The sequence below is a fragment of the Burkholderia sp. HI2761 genome (genome assembly GCF_002223355.1).
Classification (GTDB): Bacteria; Pseudomonadota; Gammaproteobacteria; order Burkholderiales; family Burkholderiaceae; genus Burkholderia.
In genome coordinates, this window is record NZ_NKFN01000005.1 from 1 (window position 1) to 16954 (window position 16954).

Below are 16954 nucleotides of genomic sequence, written 5' to 3' on the forward strand. Positions count from 1 at the left end.
CTTATCGGCTGTTAATTTTTAAAGAGCATTTCTGCGAGAAACCTGAAGTTTCCCGGCAGCGCTGCGTTTTCAGCAGCAGAGAAGCGAGATTATGAACCGTGTTTCGCAGCTCGTCAACAACTTTTTAACTGCTTCGTTGCGACTGCGGGGCCCATCTTCCTGCACCGCCAAGGCTCGTTACCACCGAACCTCACCAGCACCGCTTCCCTTCCTCCCGCGCCGCGTTTCCGTTAGCGCGAAAGAGGCGTGATTCTATGCAGCTCACGCCGCGAGCGCAAGGGGCTTGAAGCAACTTTTTTACAAACGTCGCAATTCGGCCGTCCGGCCGTGTCTGGGCACGATGCCGCTTATGGTGCAAAGAACGGACTAGAATGTGAGGTTCTTCGCCTCTTTCTATATACGTCTTTAATATGCGCCAGCGAATCGCCAAACGCCTCCCCCCCGATGCCGACAAACTGGTCGGTCTGTCGCTTGCGCTCTTCGCGTCGGGCAGCCGCATCGAGGATCGCTTCTGGGAAGCGAAGCTCGATGCGCTGCTCGCCAAGATTGTCCGCAACGGCAATCAGACCACGCTCGATGCCGCGCTCGACCATCTTCAGCAGAATCATCCCGACGCCTACGGTGCGCTCGCCGACATGGCCGAGACACACAGCGAGTCGATGGTGATCGAACACGACGGCCAACCGTACGATGCGCTGCTGGTCGCCGTCCCCGTTCTCGCCTGGACGCGCTACATGATTCCGTCGGGCCCGCTCAAGAGCGACGTTGCCGACGCGCTGCGAACGCACCTGCAGGCTCACGTGCTCGCGAACGGCACCCTCGTCGGGCTTGCACCGTTCCTCTACAGCATCGACCAGTTGCCGCGGCACCACGTGGAAACCTACCGGCTGGCCCAGCAACTCGCCCATGCGGCAATCGGCCAGAACACCCCGAAGCTGAGCTTCGGCGACCTGCCGGAAACCTCGCCGATCCTGGCCGATCCGCGCTTCCTGCTGGCAGTCGTCGCAGCACCCACCGGCTCGCCGCTGTTCCGCTGGCAGGAAGAAGAAAACGGCAGTCGGATCGAGCGCGGCCAGTGCCTCGAACAATGGACGGCCCAAGGCGGCCCGAACCTGTCGATCGCGTTGCCCGGCTGCGAGTTCGAATGCCTGCTTCCGGACGCGTACTACTCGGCCTGTCGCGATGCGGACGAACGCGTGCGTCCGCACACCGTCCGAACGGCCATTCGTTATCTATTCGACACACTTGGTGCGGCGCCGCAGGAATTGCGCGCGGTGGTCGCCGGCTTCGGCGAACGTCGTATCGACGAGTATCGCGTCGGCTTCACGCGGCGTGCCAGCAACGACGTGATCTACGGCGTCGTGTGGCCGCTCTACGGCCGTGAAAACGGCGACGTATCGATCGACAACGCGACGCTCGAAGGCGAAGCGCCGATGGAAGGGCCGCTCGAGGAAATCGTGAGCCTGCTGAAGGAATGCGGCGTAACCGACGTCCGCCGGCACGCGGGCCGCTTCGAGCCCGAATATTGCGACGACTGCGGCGTGCCGCTTTACGCCGATCCGCTCGGCGAAATCGTCCATGCGGAAATGCCGGAAGACGCGTCACCCGCCCAGCCGCACTTCCACTGACCCACCCCGCAGGCCTCGACAGCCTGCCCTGCCCAAAGCCGCTTCCGGTGCCCGCCGAAGCGGCTTTTTTCTTATCCGACGCCGGTCGCCCAAAATTTCGAACTTTTCCTAAGCCTTTCAGACAAGCAGACAGCGTGTAAGGTCTTTGTCATTATCGGGGCCAGCCAATACCCGACAGCAGGCAATGACTCACTTTACGGAGGTTGAATATGCGGTTCTTGGTACTTAACTCAGACGCCGAACGGCGTGACGGACTGAAGACCCTGTTGCGGCAGATCGACCGGCACGCCAGCATCAACGATGCGCCTGACGGTTTCCAGGCGCGCCGGCTGCTGCGCAACCAGCGTTTCGACCTCGTCGCGATCGACTGGCTGGACGTGGGCCGGCTCAGCGAGCTTCAGGCACTCGGCAATGCGTGCTCGCCGACACCGGTCGCCGTCCTGGTCGACGACACCTCGCCCGAAGCCATCCAGCGCTTCTTCAACTACGGCGTCGCGGGCGTGATCCCGCATTCCACTCGGCCGCACCTGATCGTGCGAGCGCTCGAGATCGTCCTGCTGGGCGGACACTACATTCCGCCGATCGCCCTCAGCCTGCTGCCGTCCACGGCGACGACGGCGCGCCACGACGCCCATTTCCAGACGCTCGCCGGCTCGCTGCCCCGGCGGCCGCCGAGCGGCCTCCTGTCGCCGCGCCAAGCGCAGATCATGCGGTTCGTCCACATGGGCAGCACGAACAAGATGATCGCGCGTACGCTCGGCATCAGCGAAGGCACCGTGAAGATCCACCTCGCGAGCATCTTCCAGCAACTCGGCGCCGCGAACCGGGCCGCCGCGGTCGCGATCTACAACGGCTGGCTGTCGCCCCATCTCGAGGTGCTGCTGGCGAACCGCAACCGCGCCCGCAATCCGGCCATAGGAGAACACGGCCCGGCGCCCCTACGTACACAACGGCACGACCGTCCATACCCGTTGCCCACCGCGAATGCCGGCACGCAGGATCTGCCGCTCGCCGCCGAGCCGCCGGCGCGGTTCCGGCGCGAGCGCTAGGCAAACAGTCTCGATATTGCGACGGTCGGGCATGTGCAGGCTCCCACCTTTGATGCTCAACGAGTAATATGAACGCATGGGTTTTCTTTTCACACCGCTTCCGCTCTGGGTTGGCATCGGTGGCTGGATCGCCGCCGTGGCCTTGCTCACGCTCGCGATCTGGAAGCGCCCCTTCGTACGCCTGCAAGACGCCACGCTTCAGCACGTGTGGCTTGCACTCGTCACTGCGATCACGGTCCTGTGGGCATCGAACGCATGGCTCGAGGATGGCATCGTCATGCACCTGCTCGGCGCAACGTTGCTCGTCACGCTGTTCGACTGGACACTCGCACTGATCGCGATGGGCGTCGTCACGGCGATTGCAGCGGTCATCTTCGACGCGCCGTGGCAAGGCATCGGGCTGACCTATCTGATCTACGGTGCGCTGCCTGTCGGCGTGTCGGCGTTGCTGCAGCGCGCCGCCCTCGCCTGGCTGCCGCACAACCTCGCGTCGTTCATCACCGGGCAGGGCTTCCTGTCGCCAGCCATCGCGATCGTCGCGGTCGCCGCCGCGGCGGCCGGCGTCCAGCTCGCGCTCGCGGACGGCGTGCCCGTCGTGATTCCGGCCGGCTATCTGCTGAACACCGCGCTGCTCGCGCTCGGCGAAGCATGGTTCACCGGCATGGCAACGGCACTCATCGCCGTCTATCGCCCTGCGTGGGTCACGACCTTCGACGTCCGGCGCTACCGCCTCGGCGGCCCGCGCGCCTGAATTTCCTCCGGATCGGCTCGACGCACACGCGTACCGGCGGCACTTCCGCAGCGCGCGTCGAATACGCCACCTACTGCCGCACAACTTTTTTACGCTAAGATTGAACTCCTGTTCTTCATCGGGCATCTATACGTGCCCGATGTCTCCTTCGCTCCTCACCAATAACCAGATGGACAGCTCACCTGCCTCGCTCCGGATTTTCCGGGCGCTCGGCAAGCTGGCAGCCTGTATCGCGGGCCTGTCGCTTGCGCTTCCCGCTCCGGTATTCGCCGACCTGCTCGACCAGCGCTCCGAACTGATCAACAAATTCGTCAACGAGATGCATGCCGATCCGCTCGTCGCCGATTGTGCGGCGCACGGCAGCTTCATCGCCAGCACGTCGACGGCCTTCGACCGCGTCGACTTCGCACCGAACGCATTCGACAGCGGCAACGCGACGATCACGCCGTGGAACGACTCGTTCGACCAAGGCAAGCAGCGCGTGAAAGTCGACAATATCGTCACCGTCGACGGGCTCGGCATCCACAGCAACGGCGGCGATCCGACGCCGTTGAAATTCCGTTGCGGCTATGTCGGCCAGCAGATGCTCGCGTTCAGCTGGAACGACCCGGTTCCGCCGCTGAAGCCGCGCGTCGAACGCTCGTCGTCTTCGACGAAGAAGTTCAAGGGCAAGTCGCACCGCGGCAAGGCCAAGGCGAAGGCATCGGGCCGCACCGGCAGCAAGAAGGCCGTCGCAACGAAGAAGTCGAGCGGCCAGAACAAAGCCGTGAAGAAAAAAACCGCGAAGAAGTCCTGATACGACGGAGCGGCAACGACAGCAGCAAAAAAGCCGGCGCATCTCTGAACTGACCCCACGAAGTTGGACGGTTAAAATCTAAGCGGCCGAGGGCTGAGTCCTGTATTGCACGGGACTCAGCCCGTTTAATTTGAGCTTGATGCGTTCGTGGTTGTAGTAGTGAATGTAGCGGCTCAACGCATCTCGCAACTGCTCCACGTTCGTAAAGCGCGCCAGCCGATAGCACTCGGATTTCAGCGTGCCGAAGAAGCTCTCCATGGCTGCGTTATCAAGGCAGTTACCTCTGCGCGACATGCTCTGGGTGAGCGCATGCTGCTTCAACAACCGACGGTAGGCGGGCATCTGATACTGCCAGCCTTGATCCGAATGCAGTAACGGCCGTCCTTCATCATCGAGCTTGGCCACCGCCTTCTTCAACATGCCGCTGACCAACTCGAAGCTCGGGCGCTCATCCATTTGGTAAGCGACGATCTCCCCGTTGTACAAGTCCATTACCGGCGACAGATAGAGCTTTTGGCCCCCTACATTGAATTCGGTCACGTCGGTCACCCACTTCTGATTCGGGCGTTCAGCATCAAACTGCCGCCGCAGTAGATTTGGGGCAACGCGGCCGACTTCGCCTCGCCAGGAACGATATCTCTTCGGGCGTACCAGAGATTTCAACTGCAGTTGTCCCATCAACCGCTGCACGGTCTTGTGATTGATCGCGTGTCCCGCTTGCCGGATCACTGTCGTGATTCGCCGATAGCCGTAACGGCCCTTGTGGTGGTCGTACACGCTCCGGATCTTCACTTTGAGATCCGCATACCGATCGCCAGCATCCAATACCTTGAGTTGGTAATAGAACGTGCTGCGTGCCAGACCTGCCGCCTTCAGTAACGCGGCTACCGGATGGCATTGCCTAAGCTCACGTATTATTTGCGTTTTTTCCTGGGCGCTGTCTGCTTCTTTGATTGCAGCAGCGCATCGAGCTTTTTTAGGTATGCCACCTCCGCGCGCAAATACACGATTTCCTTGAGCAGTTCCTCGCGGCTCGGCTCTTTCTGCGCGGCATCATCGGTAGGCTTCGGTGGCGGCAAGGTGGTCATCTTCGGGGGACGTCCTCGGCGACGAGGCATCAAGGCTTCTATACCGCCCTCATGATACAGGCGCTCCCAAACCGGGATGCTCCGTTCATTGCGAATGCCGAATACCACCGCCACTCGGGCATATGACAACTCATCGCGCCACATCCGTTGGAGCACCGATAGCTTGAATCGCGCGTCGTAGTGGCTGTGCTTCTTGCTCAGTCCGTCTTCGCCATGCTCTCGATAGCTCGCCACCCAACGTCGGACCATCGTGCTACCCACGCCGTAACGATGCGCAAGTGTCTTGGTCCCAGCCTCTCCAGCCAGGTATGCCTGAACCACCTGACGTCGGAAACGTTCGTCGTACTTCGTCATGAAAAACACCCCAAAGGTTGGATCTAGTCCAACTTTTGGGGTGCAGTTCACTCGCGATGCGCCGGCTTTTTTCATGCGACGACGGCTGCGCTTACGCGAACGTGTCGACGTGCACCAGGATCGCGGCCAGCATCGCCGCGCCGAGCGCCGCGCTGCGCTCGCCGTTCCAGCCGACGCGCTCGTCGGGGAGGTTCGCGTTGTCCTTGAACGGCATTTCGAGCGTCAGCGACAGACAGCCGAACTGGTGGCCGATGTACTTCGACGCGAGCTTCAACGCATCTTCCTTGTACTTGCTCGCCGCGTAGCCGTGCTCGGTCTGGAAGTCGGGGCTCGCGACCTTGAACGCGTCGATGAACGCGGCCTGCTCCTTGCCCTGCTGCTCGGTAAAGCTCGGCAGCATCTCCGAGCCGGCGACGAACACGTACGGCAGATCCTCGTCGCCGTGAATGTCGAAGAACATGTCGCAGCCGATCGCGTGGATGGCGTCGCGCACGGCCAGCACCTCAGGGCTGCGCTCGGCATCGGGCGCCATCCATTCCCGGTTCAGGTTCGCGCCGGCCGCATTGGTGCGCAGGTTACCGTGCACGCTGCCGTCCGGGTTCATGTTCGGGACGATGTAGAACATCACGCGATCGTAGAGCTTGCGCGCAACCGGATCGCCGGCCCAGTCGCCCCATCCGGCCAGCCGCTTGACCAGGCCTTCGACGAACCACTCGGCCATCGACTCACCCGGATGCTGGCGCGCGATGACCCATACTTTCTTCTTCGGCGCACCATCGGTTTCCGGCGTACCGAGCGTCAGCAGCGACATCGGACGGCCTTCGACCGTGCGGCCGAGCTCGACGACGCTCGCCTGCGGCAACTGCTGGACCGCGCCGAGAAACGCCGCGTGGCGCTCTTCCGAGTACGGTTCGAAATACGCGTAGTAGATGTTGTCGAACTCCGGCGTATGGTCGATGGTCATCGTCTTGCCGTCGAACGTCGTCGGCACGCGGAACCAGTCGACCCGGTCGTAGCTCGCCACCGCGTGGTAGTTGCGCCATCCGGACGGATACGCGCATTCGGCTGCGTTCTCGAACGTCATCACGCATCGCTCGCCGCGCGCACCCGTCAAGCGGTAGTAAAACCATTGCGCGAACTCCGAACGATTGTCGCCGCGCACGCGCAGCCGGATCGCGTCGGGGCTGTCGCACGACACGACGTCGATTGCACCTGCGTCGAAATTACTGGTAATCGAAACGGCCATCTATCTCTCCTTTGTCGATCGGAGTTAGCGCTTTAGCGCTTACGCCGATCCCATGCAAAGCTGTCGACCGGCGTTGGCACTTTAGCGCTTACTCCGGCCTCATGCATGCACCGGCCGTCTCGTGAACGGCCGGCACGGTCACTCGCCGACGCGCCGGCGATATACGTAAGTCGAATCGTTCGACGCAGTCGCATCGAACGCATAGCCGTCGGTCGCGAATGCCTTCAGCGCCTTCGGGTCGGCGATACGGTTCTCGACGACAAAACGCGCCATCAGGCCGCGCGCGCGTTTTGCATGGAAGCTGATGATCTTGTAGCGGCCGCCCTTCCAGTCCTCGAATACCGGCGTGACGACCGGTGCGGCCAGCAGCTTCGGCTTGACCGACTTGAAGTATTCGGTCGACGCGCAGTTGACGAGCACGCGCGCGGCGCCGCTGCGCATCTCGAGCTGCTCGTTCAGCGCTCGCGTGATGCGGTCGCCCCAGAACGCGTACAGATCCTTGCCGCGCGCGTTCGCGAACCGCGTGCCCATCTCGAGCCGGTACGGCTGCAGCAGATCGAGCGGACGCAGCAGCCCGTACAGGCCCGACAACACGCGCACGTGCTGCTGCGCATAGTCGAGATCGGTGGACGACAGCGATTTCGCGTCGAAACCTTCGTAGACGTCGCCATTGAACGCCAGCACGGCCTGCTTCGCGTTGGCCGGCGTGAAAGTCGGCGACCAGTCGGCGTAGCGCTGGAAGTTCAGGCGCGCGAGCGGATCGGAGATATCCATCAGCGTCGCGATGTCCTGCGGCGACAGCTTGCGCAGGCCGTCGATCAGCTCCGACGCGTCGTCGACGAATGCAGGCTTCGTGTAAGACTGGACGTGCGGGGGCGTATCGTAGTCGAGGGATTTGGCGGGAGAGAGAACGATTATCATAGAGGCTCGCTGGCACGCCGTGCCTTGCGGTCAGACGAAAACCACCGATTGTAACGAATGACCCGCTCTCTCGCCCCGCATGCCGCACACCGCGTCGTGCTCGACTCGAACGTCTGGATCGACATCCTCGTATTCGACGACCCCGCTACGCGACCGATCCGTGCCGCGCTGGAGCACGGCATGCTTGCCGCCGTGATCGACGGCCGCTGCCTGACCGAACTCGAATACGTGCTCGACTATCCGCAGTTCCAGTCGCGTGCGATCGACAAGGCTGCCGCCCTCGCCACGGTCGCCCGGCTCGCGAGCCTCGTCGAACCGCCGCCCGTCGACGCCGACGCGCCGCCGCTGCCGAAGTGCAAGGACCGCGACGATCAGAAATTTCTCGAACTCGCCCGCGCCGCGCAGGCCGAGTGGCTCGTGTCGAAAGACCGCGCGCTGCTGAAGCTCGCGAAGCGCACCGCACGCGACTTCGGTTTCCGGATCGCGCAACCCGCGCCGTTCGTGGAGGCCTGCGCACTCGACGCCGCGCCGCCCGCCGCGGCGACGCCCGCCTGACGCCCCCCATCCGCATTCGACCGTATCGATGAACGCTCCTTCAGATATGCCAACGACGCCCGTTTTCCCCTCGCGCCTGCCGAACGTCGGCACAACGATCTTCACGGTCATGAGCGCGCTTGCCGCCGAAAAAGGCGCGGTAAATCTCGGCCAGGGTTTTCCTGATTTCGATTGCGATCCGCGCATCGTCGATGCGGTCGCAACCGCGATGCGCAACGGGCACAACCAGTATCCGCCGATGGCCGGCGTCGCGCCGCTGCGCGACGCGATCGCCGCCAAGATCGCGCAGGTATACGGCCGGCACTACGATCCGGCCACCGAAATCACCGTGACGGCCGGCGCGACGCAGGCGCTGCTGACGGCGATCCTGTGCACGGTGCATCCGGGCGACGAAGTGATCGTCGTCGAGCCGACCTACGACAGCTACCTGCCCTCGATCGAGCTCGCCGGCGGCAAGCCCGTGTTCGTCACGCTGAAGGCGCCCGACTACGCGATCCCGTTCGACCGTCTCGCGGCCGCGATCACGCCGAAAACGCGGATGATCCTGATCAACACGCCGCACAACCCGACGGGTACCGTGTGGCGCGAGGCGGACATGCGCAAGCTCGAGGACATCGTGCGCGGCACCAACGTGCTGATCCTGTCCGACGAGGTCTACGAACACATGGTCTACGACGGTGCGCGCCACGAGAGCGTTGCGCGCTACCCGGAGCTCGCCGCGCGCAGCTTCATCGTGTCGAGCTTCGGCAAGACCTACCACGTGACGGGCTGGAAGGTCGGCTACGTCGCGGCGCCTGCCGCGCTGACCGCGGAGTTCCGCAAGGTCCATCAATTCAACGTGTTCACGGTGAACACGCCGATGCAGATCGGGCTCGCCGACTACCTGCGCGACCCGGCGCCGTACCTGTCGCTCGCGGGCTTCTATCAGCAAAAGCGCGACTTCTTCCGGGCCGGCCTCGAGCGCACGCGCTTCAAGCTGCTGCCGTGCACGGGCACGTACTTCCAGTGCGTCGATTACTCGGCGATCAGCGACCTGCCCGAAGCGGAATTCTCGAAGTGGCTCACGTCGGAAATCGGCGTGGCCGCCATTCCGGTGTCGGCGTTCTATCATGAGCCGCACGAATCGGGCGTCGTCCGCTTCTGCTTCGCGAAGCAGGAAAGCACGCTCGCGTCCGCGCTCGAACGGCTCGCGCGCCTGTAAGACCCGCACGGGCGGCCGCACGCCGCCCTTGGGAAACCGCGCTTACGAACGCACGACCTTCGCCGCTTCGACATACGCCTTGCGCTCGGCTGCCACGCGTTGCGCGGCCGGGCGTTCACTCACCGTCTTCGCGTGCGCCTTCCAGTCGATGCCTGCATCGAGCAGGAAGTCGCGGCCGAAGATGGCCTTCGTCGCCATGCCGATGACCGGCAAATGGACCCACGAGGCAATGTCGGCGAGGCCGAACGATTCGCCGAGCACATACGGCGAAAACTGCGTCATCTGCTTGAATGCATCGATCGCGCGCGGCAGGCGCTTCTCGACGCGCGCCTTCGTCCCGTCGCTGACCTTGCCGCCGAAAAACGCTTCCGTGTACACCTCGCGCGCCATCCATTCGAGATACAGCTCGAGCGTCTCGACCAGTTCACGCACCTTCGCCGCCGCGAACGGGCTCGCGGGGAAAATGCCTTTCCCGGGATAGCGCGCCGCCAGATATTCGATGATCACCTGCGACTCGAACAGCGCGCCCTCTTCGGTCTTCAGGAACGGAATCTTGCCGAGCGGCGAATCGGCGAGCCGGACCGGATCGCTGATCGGCAAACCGCACGTCACTTCCTCGAACGGAATATCGTGCTCGAGCAGGACGAACTTCACCTTGTTGTAGTAGTTGGACAACGGAATACCGCACAGCTGTAGCATCAGGGTCTCCTTCCTTGCTGAAGCGCGGCCGCATCGATGCCGGCCGCATCGGGATTCATCACGCTGAAAAGCACGTTCGTGCTAGTCTAAAGCAAGTCGTGCGTTCGTCATGACGACATTACCTCCGCTGCGGCGTCATCTCCGTCTGTCCGAACGACACATGCGGCGTCGCCGCCGCGCCACCCGATGGAGACATGCTCGCATGAGTGCTGAACTGCTGGCCTCGCGTCCGCCCGAGAGCGAATCGACGCTCGTCCTCACGCTGTCCAATCCCGGCGCGCGCAACGCGCTGCATCCCGACATGTACGCGGCCGGCATCGAAGCGCTCGCCACCGCCGAGCGCGATCCGGCGATTCGCGCCGTCGTGCTGACGGGTGCCGATCGTTTCTTCTGCGCAGGCGGCAACCTGAACCGGCTGCTCGAGAATCGCTCGAAGGATCCGTCCTTCCAGGCCGACAGCATCGATCAGCTCGCGGCATGGGTAACGGCGATCCGCGCGTCGACGAAGCCGGTGATCGCGGCCGTCGAAGGCGCCGCGGCCGGCGCGGGCTTCTCGCTCGCACTCGCGTGCGACCTGATCGTCGCCGCACACGACGCGAAATTCGTGATGTCGTATGCGCGCGTCGGCCTGACGCCCGACGGCGGCGGCTCATGGTTTCTCGCCCGCGCGCTGCCGCGTGCGATCGCGGCCGAGATCCTGTTCGAAGGCAAGCCGGTCGCCGCCGAACGCCTGCATGCGCTCGGCGTCGTCAACCGGCTCGCCGCGCCCGGCACGGCATTGAGCGACGCACTGGCATGGGCCGACGCGCTCGCCGGCATCTCGCCGAATGCGCTCACGCGCATCAAGTCGCTGCTCGACGACGCGAGCGCGCAACCGCTGGATGCGCACCTCGGCACCGAGCGCGATCATTTCGTCGCGTCGCTGCATCATGCGGACGGCCTCGAAGGCATCACCGCCTTTCTCGAGAAACGCCAGCCGCGCTACAAGCGCTGATCCGCCGCGTCGGCCTTCGAACCGACCCACGCCGCCGCGTGTCCATCCGATGCGGCCCGTCGCCGCCGCGCGCAACGTCGCGACGATCCGCGGCCCGGCCGCGCATGCCCGCGGCACGCGCGTTTCCGTCGCCAGCAGCCCGTGTCGATCCATGCTCTAATGACCGCCTGTCGCGGCGCCGCCGGCGCCGTTTTCGCGCATGCCATACAGGAGTTGACGATGATCGACGTCTATAGCTGGGCGACCCCGAACGGCCACAAGGTGCACATCATGCTCGAGGAAACGGGCCTAGCGTATCGCGCGCATCCGGTCGATATCGGCGCGGGCGACCAGTTCGAGCCCGAGTTCCTGAAGATCAGCCCGAACAACAAGATCCCCGCGATCGTCGATCCGGACGGCCCGGGCGGACAACCGATCTCGCTGTTCGAATCGGGCGCGATCCTGATCTACCTCGCGGAGAAGACCGGCAAGTTCCTGCCGACCGATCCGGCCGCGCGCTATGCGACGCTCGAGTGGCTGATGTTCCAGATGGGCGGCGTCGGCCCGATGCTCGGGCAGGCGCACCACTTCCGCCTGTATGCGCCGGAGAAGATCGAGTACGCGGTCGACCGCTACACGAACGAAGCGAAGCGCCTGTACAACGTGATGGAAAAGCGCCTCGGCGAATCCGAGTATCTCGCGGGCGACACGTACACGATCGCGGACATCGCGACGTTCCCGTGGACGCGCTCGTGGCAGAACCAGGGCATCGTGCTCGACGCGTTGCCGAACGTGAAGCGCTGGCACGAGGCGATCGCCGCGCGACCGGCCGTGCAGCGCGGCGTCGAGGTGCTCGCGTCGATGCGCAAGGCACTGCAGGACGACAAGGCACGCGAGGTGCTGTTCGGCGCAACGCAATACGCGAAACGCTGACAAGCGCATGACGAGCGGAGCGGCATCCGTGCATGCCGCTCCGTGCTTCAGAAGTAATGCAGCGTGATGAACTCGGCCGCGCATACCGGCAGCGGCGCGTCGGGGCGCTCGATCTGCATCGATACCGACCACGTCACCTGGATGCCGCCGCGCGCGGCGTCTGCGATTTCCTTCACCGCGAACAGCGCACGCACGCGCGCGCCGACCGGCACCGGCTTCAAAAACCGCACGCGGTTCAACCCGTAGTTCACGCCCATCTTTTGCTCGAAGCGCATGGCGTCGGTCATCAACGCAGGAATCAGCGACAGCGTCAGGAACCCGTGCGCGATCGGCCCGCCGAACGGCGACTCGCGCCGCGCGCGCTCGGGGTCGACGTGAATCCACTGATGATCGCCGGTCGCGTCGGCGAAACCGTCGACGCGCGGCTGGTCGATCTCGATCCAGCCGCTCGCGAGCGGCTCCGCGCCGACCCGCTCCCGCAACGCCTGCGCCGATGCGATCAGCGGCAAGGTCACGTCGGTCATGAATTCGCGCCCTCCGGACGGCGCAGCCCGAAAATCACCTTGGTATGCACGCTGATCACCGTCTCGCCGGCTTCGTTCACGCCGACCCATTCGGTCGACACGATGCCGCGATCGGGCTTGCTCTCCGACACGCGCTTGTCGTGCACCTTCTGGTACATCGTGATCGTATCGCCGGCGCGGACCGGCTTCAGCCAGCGGATCGAATCGATGCCCGGCGAGCCCATGCTGGTCGAATCCGGCCCGAGCTTCTTGACCAGCAGGCTCATGAACACCGAGCACGTATGCCAGCCGCTCGCGACGAGGCCGCCGAAATGCGATGCCTTCCCCGCTTCCTCGTCGATATGGAACGGCTGCGGATCGTAGCGCTTCGCGAACGTCTTGATGTCGTCGGGCTCGAACGTGTAGCGGCCCACTTCGGTCGTACTGCCGACCACCAGGTCTTCGTAACTGATGCCCACTGATAAGTCTCCTTGTCTGGCGCGCTCGCGCGTCGCCGTCATGCTACGTCGGTCTGCGCGAAATCGGGCAGCGCCGCGATGCGGGCGAGGTGATGATCGGTATCGCCGAGCGTCGTCTCGATGATCGACAGCCGTTTGAACAGGTGCGCGGCGGCCACCTCGTTGGTCACGCCCATGCCGCCGTGCAACTGGACGGCCTGCTGGCCGACGAAGCGCGCGGCCGCACCGACCCGCGCCTTCGCGGCCGACACGCCCTTGCGCCGTGCATCGGCATCGCCGTTCGCGTAGCGCACCGCCGCGAGATAGGTCAGCGAACGCGCCTGCTCGGCATGAATCAGCATGTCGACCATCCGGTGCTGCAGCGCCTGAAAACGCGCGATCGGCACGCCGAACTGCTCGCGCGTCTTCGTGTATTCGACCGTCGCGCGATTCAGTTCGTCGAGCGCGCCGACCGCTTCCGCGCACAGCAGGAAGGTCGCGTAATCGGCGATCTGCTCGAGTGCCGCCGCGTCGCGCGCACCGCCCGTCAGCAGTCGGGCCGGCGTGTCGTCGAACGCGAGCGTCGCGGCACGCTGGCCGTCGATGGTCCGGTAGTCGACCACCTTCGCGTTGGCCGCATCGCGTTCGACGACAAAGAGGCCGATGCCGCCGCCGTCGACCCGCGCGGGCACGATCCACGCATGCGCCTGGGCGCCGTGCTGAACCACCGACTTGGTGCCGGTCAGCCGGTACGTGCCGCCCTGCTCCCGCGCGTGCGTGTCGAGTTCGTACAGGTCGTAGCGCGCCTGCGGTTCGTGGAACGCGACCGCCAAGCGCTTTTGGCCTTGCGCGACCGCCTCCAGCAGCGCGGCGTCGGCGCCTGCGCCGGAGCCGGCGATCCGCAGTGCTTCGACGCCGACCGCCGTGGCCCAGTATGGCTCGATCACGAGCGCGCGGCCGAGCTCCTGCATCACGACCAGCATGTCGACCGGGCCGCCGCCGAAGCCGCCCTGGGCATCGGGCACGGGCAACGCGGTCAATCCCAGTTCGGTGAATGCGCTCCACTGCGCATCCGACACGCCGGCATCGCTGCGCACGATCGCCTGACGCGCTTCGAAGCCGTATTGCTCGCCGAGATACCGGCGCAGCGCGTCGGCGAACTGCTGCTGCTCATCGGTAAAGCTGAAATCCATGGTTGTCTCCGTTCCCTGATCACAGCCCCAGAATCATCTGCGCGATGATGTTCTTCTGGATCTCGTTCGAACCGCCGTAGATCGACGTCTTCCGGTAATTGAAGTAGTACGCGGCGAGCGGCGCCGCATCGTCGTCGCCCGCGATGCTGTGTTCGCGCTCGCCGTCGAGGAACGGCACGTCGAACGGAGCGGCCAGCGGGCCGATCGCTTCGACCATCAGCTCGGTGAGCGCCTGCTGCACCTCGGTGCCCTTGATCTTCAGCATCGACGCCTCGGGGCCGGGCCCCTTGCCGCTCGTCTCGCGGCTGACGACGCGCAGCACCGTCACTTCCAGCGCCATCAACTCGACTTCGAGCGCCGCGACCTTCGCGGCGAACACGGGATCGGCGAGCAACGGCTTGCCGTTCTTGCGCTGGTTCGACGCCACCCGCTTCAGGAACGCGAGCTCCCGCTTCGACGCGCCGACGCGCGCGATGCCGGTGCGCTCGTGGCCGAGCAGGTATTTCGCGTAGGTCCAGCCGCGGTTCTCGTCGCCGACGAGGTTCTCGACCGGCACCTTCACGTCCTCGAAGAACACTTCGTTGACCTCGTGGTCCTCGTCGAGCATCACGATCGGGCGCACGGTGATGCCGGGCGTCTTCATGTTGATCAGCAGGAACGAGATGCCCTCCTGCTTCTTCGCGGCCGGATCGGTGCGCACGAGGCAGAACATCATGTCGGCGTACTGGCCGAGCGTGGTCCAGGTCTTCTGGCCGTTGACGACGTAGTGATCGCCGTGGCGCTCGGCGCGCGTGCGCAGCGACGCGAGGTCGGACCCGGAACCCGGCTCCGAATAACCCTGGCACCACCAGTCCGAGCCGTCGAGAATACGCGGCAGATAGCGGCGCTTCTGCGCTTCACTGCCGTATTTCATCAGGACCGGCGCGACCATCGACACCCCGAACGGCAGCACGGTCGGCGCACCGATCCGCGCGCACTCCTCGTCCCAGATGTGCCTCTGCGTCGCGTTCCAGCCCGGGCCGCCATATTCGACCGGCCACGCAGGCGCGGACCAGCCGCGCTGGCCGAGAATCCGGTGCCAGCTCGCGAAATCCTCGCGGTCGAGTCGTTTGTGATCGAGTACCTTGGCGCGCAGTGCGTGAGGCAAGTTGGCCTCGAGCCAGGCGCGGACGTCGGCGCGGAACGCGTCGTCGGCGGGGGAATAATCCAGATCCATGCGCAGTGTCTCCTGTCGACCAGAGTTAGCGCTTTAGCGCTTACTCTGGTCCCATGCTTCGCGGTCGGCCGGAGTGAGTGCTTTAGCACTTACTCCGGTCCCATGCTTCGCGGTCGATCAGCGTTGGCGCGTCAGCGCCTACACTGATCCCATGCAAGGCTTGCCGCGACCGTCCGGCCCGGCAAGGACACACTGCGTACGCTATTGCAGCGGTTCTTTCAGCGCGGCTGGAATCGGCAGCGGCATCACGTCGATGCCTTCCTCGACCAAGGACTGCGCATCCTCCGGCGTCGTGACGCCGCGAATGCTGCGTGCCGGCGCCTCGTTGTAATGGATGCGCCGCGCTTCCTCGGCGAAGCGCTCGCCCACGTTCTCGGTCTTCTCCAGCACCTCGCGCAGCGCGCGCATCACCTGCGCCTGCAGCGCACGCGGATCGGCCGGCTGCGCCTGCGTCGCGCCCGACAGGTTCAGGCGCGGCGCCGACGGCAGACGGTTGACCTCCGTCGTTCCGCACACCGGACATTCGACCAGCTTGCGGGACAACTGCGCTTCGAATTCATCGGCGGAAGCGAACCAGCCTTCGAACCGATGACCGTGCGGACACTGTAAATCGAGGACCTTCATGCTGAATCAGGGCGTGTGACGAGTGTAGCGCAAAAAGCGGTTTTGTGAACGATCGTGCTAAATCCGGATCGCGCGGCACGGGCGCGCCGCGTCATGGAATTGTAACGCGGCGCTCCGGCCGCCGCCGACGCCGTGCTCAGGGCGTGACGACCGGCCCGAGCGGCCACGTGCCGGACAGCACCTTGTCGAGCCACATCGTGCCGATGATCGTCTTCACGTCGGTGATCTGGCCCGTGCGCACCCATTCCTGCAGGTCGGCCAGCGTCGCGGTGAAGGTTTCAAGGAATTCGCCTTCGTCGAGCTTGCGTTCGCCGGCCGTCAGCCCGCGCGCGAGATACAGGTCGATGAATTCGGTCGAATAGGAAATGATCGGATGAATGCGGGCCAGGAACACGTATTCGCGCGCCGTGTAGCCCGTTTCCTCGCGCAGCTCGCGCACCGCGCACGCGAGTGCGCCTTCGTTCGGATCCAGCTTGCCGGCCGGGAATTCGGCCATCACCTTGCCGATCGGATAGCGGAACTGGCTTTCCATCAGCACGCGGCCGTCGTCGAACAGCGGGATCACCATCACCGCACCCGGGTGCTGCACGTATTCGCGCGTGGCCTTCTTGCCGTCCGGCAGACGGACGGTGTCGCGCTTGAGCTTGAGGAATGCGCCTTCGAAAATCGCCTCGCTCTCGAGGCAGGTTTCGGTCAGTGCGGCGTCGTGATTGGGAAGTTCGGCCATCGGCGGCTCCTGAATGAGCACGACGGACGGCCGGAGCCG

At 64.5% G+C, this 16954-nt stretch carries 18 protein-coding genes; 8 read left to right on the forward strand and 10 right to left on the reverse strand.

Translation table 11 applies throughout. The features are described 5' to 3' along the window. Window positions 1–410 precede the first annotated feature (410 nt). From CFB46_RS15720 to CFB46_RS15735, 4 genes are all read left to right on the forward strand, one after another. Window positions 411–1628 (forward strand): DUF2863 family protein, encoded by a 1218-nt coding sequence (locus tag CFB46_RS15720; protein ID WP_089500441.1) that lies wholly within the window; start codon window positions 411–413, stop codon window positions 1626–1628. Between the two features lie 209 nt (window positions 1629–1837). After that, window positions 1838–2677, forward strand: a complete 840-nt coding sequence (locus CFB46_RS15725) for a LuxR C-terminal-related transcriptional regulator (RefSeq protein WP_089500442.1) — start codon at window positions 1838–1840, stop codon at window positions 2675–2677. A gap of 76 nt (window positions 2678–2753) precedes the next feature. Further along, on the forward strand, window positions 2754–3428 hold the full coding sequence (locus tag CFB46_RS15730; protein ID WP_089500443.1) for an energy-coupling factor ABC transporter permease: 675 nt from the start codon (window positions 2754–2756) through the stop codon (window positions 3426–3428). A gap of 139 nt (window positions 3429–3567) precedes the next feature. Continuing rightward, complete coding sequence (locus CFB46_RS15735) at window positions 3568–4224, forward strand: BspC domain-containing protein (RefSeq protein ID WP_027784963.1); 657 nt, start codon at window positions 3568–3570, stop codon at window positions 4222–4224. 78 nt (window positions 4225–4302) lie between these two features. Here CFB46_RS15735 and CFB46_RS15740 read toward each other — a convergent pair. The 3 genes from CFB46_RS15740 to yaaA all read right to left on the reverse strand — a co-directional run bounded on the left by CFB46_RS15740 (window position 4303) and on the right by yaaA (window position 7833). After that, a protein-coding gene (locus CFB46_RS15740; protein ID WP_089500228.1) for an IS3-like element ISBmu5 family transposase occupies window positions 4303–5666 on the reverse strand; the annotation gives its coding sequence in 2 pieces (ribosomal slippage) (window positions 4303–5204 and window positions 5204–5666; 1365 coding nt in all). A 91-nt stretch (window positions 5667–5757) separates the two neighbouring features. Then, window positions 5758–6912 carry a M14 family metallopeptidase gene (locus tag CFB46_RS15745; RefSeq protein WP_089500444.1) on the reverse strand — a complete coding sequence of 385 codons (1155 nt, stop codon included), beginning with the start codon at window positions 6910–6912 and terminating at the stop codon, window positions 5758–5760. Between the two features lie 138 nt (window positions 6913–7050). Continuing rightward, a complete protein-coding gene (gene yaaA, locus CFB46_RS15750) occupies window positions 7051–7833 on the reverse strand; it encodes a peroxide stress protein YaaA (RefSeq protein WP_089500445.1) in 783 nt (260 codons plus the stop codon). 57 nt (window positions 7834–7890) lie between these two features. On the opposite strand from yaaA, the gene CFB46_RS15755 reads away from it, so the two are divergent. Next, entirely contained in the window at window positions 7891–8388 is a 498-nt protein-coding gene (locus CFB46_RS15755; protein ID WP_027784966.1) for a putative toxin-antitoxin system toxin component, PIN family, read from the forward strand. Window positions 8389–8416: 28 nt separating this feature from the next. Beyond that, window positions 8417–9589, forward strand: coding sequence for a pyridoxal phosphate-dependent aminotransferase (locus tag CFB46_RS15760; RefSeq protein ID WP_089500446.1), 1173 nt, complete (start codon window positions 8417–8419; stop codon window positions 9587–9589). Window positions 9590–9631: 42 nt separating this feature from the next. Here the strand turns inward: CFB46_RS15760 and CFB46_RS15765 are convergent, their stop codons facing one another. Next, window positions 9632–10288, reverse strand: a complete 657-nt coding sequence (locus CFB46_RS15765) for a glutathione S-transferase family protein (protein WP_089500447.1) — start codon at window positions 10286–10288, stop codon at window positions 9632–9634. A gap of 202 nt (window positions 10289–10490) precedes the next feature. On the opposite strand from CFB46_RS15765, the gene CFB46_RS15770 reads away from it, so the two are divergent. Both CFB46_RS15770 and CFB46_RS15775 read left to right on the forward strand, forming a co-directional pair. Further along, window positions 10491–11282 carry an oxepin-CoA hydrolase, alternative type gene (locus CFB46_RS15770; protein WP_089500448.1) on the forward strand — a complete coding sequence of 264 codons (792 nt, stop codon included), beginning with the start codon at window positions 10491–10493 and terminating at the stop codon, window positions 11280–11282. Window positions 11283–11501: 219 nt separating this feature from the next. Then, window positions 11502–12194: a glutathione binding-like protein gene (locus CFB46_RS15775; protein WP_089500519.1), complete on the forward strand. Its 693-nt coding sequence runs from the start codon at window positions 11502–11504 to the stop codon at window positions 12192–12194. 47 nt (window positions 12195–12241) lie between these two features. On the opposite strand, the gene CFB46_RS15780 is transcribed toward CFB46_RS15775, so the two are convergent. The 6 genes from CFB46_RS15780 to CFB46_RS15805 form a co-directional block, all read right to left on the reverse strand. Next, complete coding sequence (locus tag CFB46_RS15780) at window positions 12242–12718, reverse strand: MaoC family dehydratase (RefSeq protein WP_089500449.1); 477 nt, start codon at window positions 12716–12718, stop codon at window positions 12242–12244. After that, a complete protein-coding gene (locus CFB46_RS15785; RefSeq protein ID WP_089500450.1) occupies window positions 12715–13176 on the reverse strand; it encodes a MaoC family dehydratase in 462 nt (153 codons plus the stop codon). The genes CFB46_RS15780 and CFB46_RS15785 overlap by 4 nt, the downstream gene beginning before the upstream one ends. A 38-nt stretch (window positions 13177–13214) precedes the next feature. Continuing rightward, window positions 13215–14348 carry an acyl-CoA dehydrogenase family protein gene (locus CFB46_RS15790; protein ID WP_089500451.1) on the reverse strand — a complete coding sequence of 378 codons (1134 nt, stop codon included), beginning with the start codon at window positions 14346–14348 and terminating at the stop codon, window positions 13215–13217. Between the two features lie 19 nt (window positions 14349–14367). Beyond that, window positions 14368–15564, reverse strand: coding sequence for an acyl-CoA dehydrogenase family protein (locus CFB46_RS15795; protein WP_089500452.1), 1197 nt, complete (start codon window positions 15562–15564; stop codon window positions 14368–14370). Between the two features lie 201 nt (window positions 15565–15765). After that, window positions 15766–16188: a DUF1178 family protein gene (locus tag CFB46_RS15800; protein ID WP_006478278.1), complete on the reverse strand. Its 423-nt coding sequence runs from the start codon at window positions 16186–16188 to the stop codon at window positions 15766–15768. A gap of 136 nt (window positions 16189–16324) precedes the next feature. Then, window positions 16325–16915, reverse strand: coding sequence for an NUDIX domain-containing protein (locus CFB46_RS15805; RefSeq protein ID WP_027784975.1), 591 nt, complete (start codon window positions 16913–16915; stop codon window positions 16325–16327). Window positions 16916–16954: the final 39 nt, after the last annotated feature.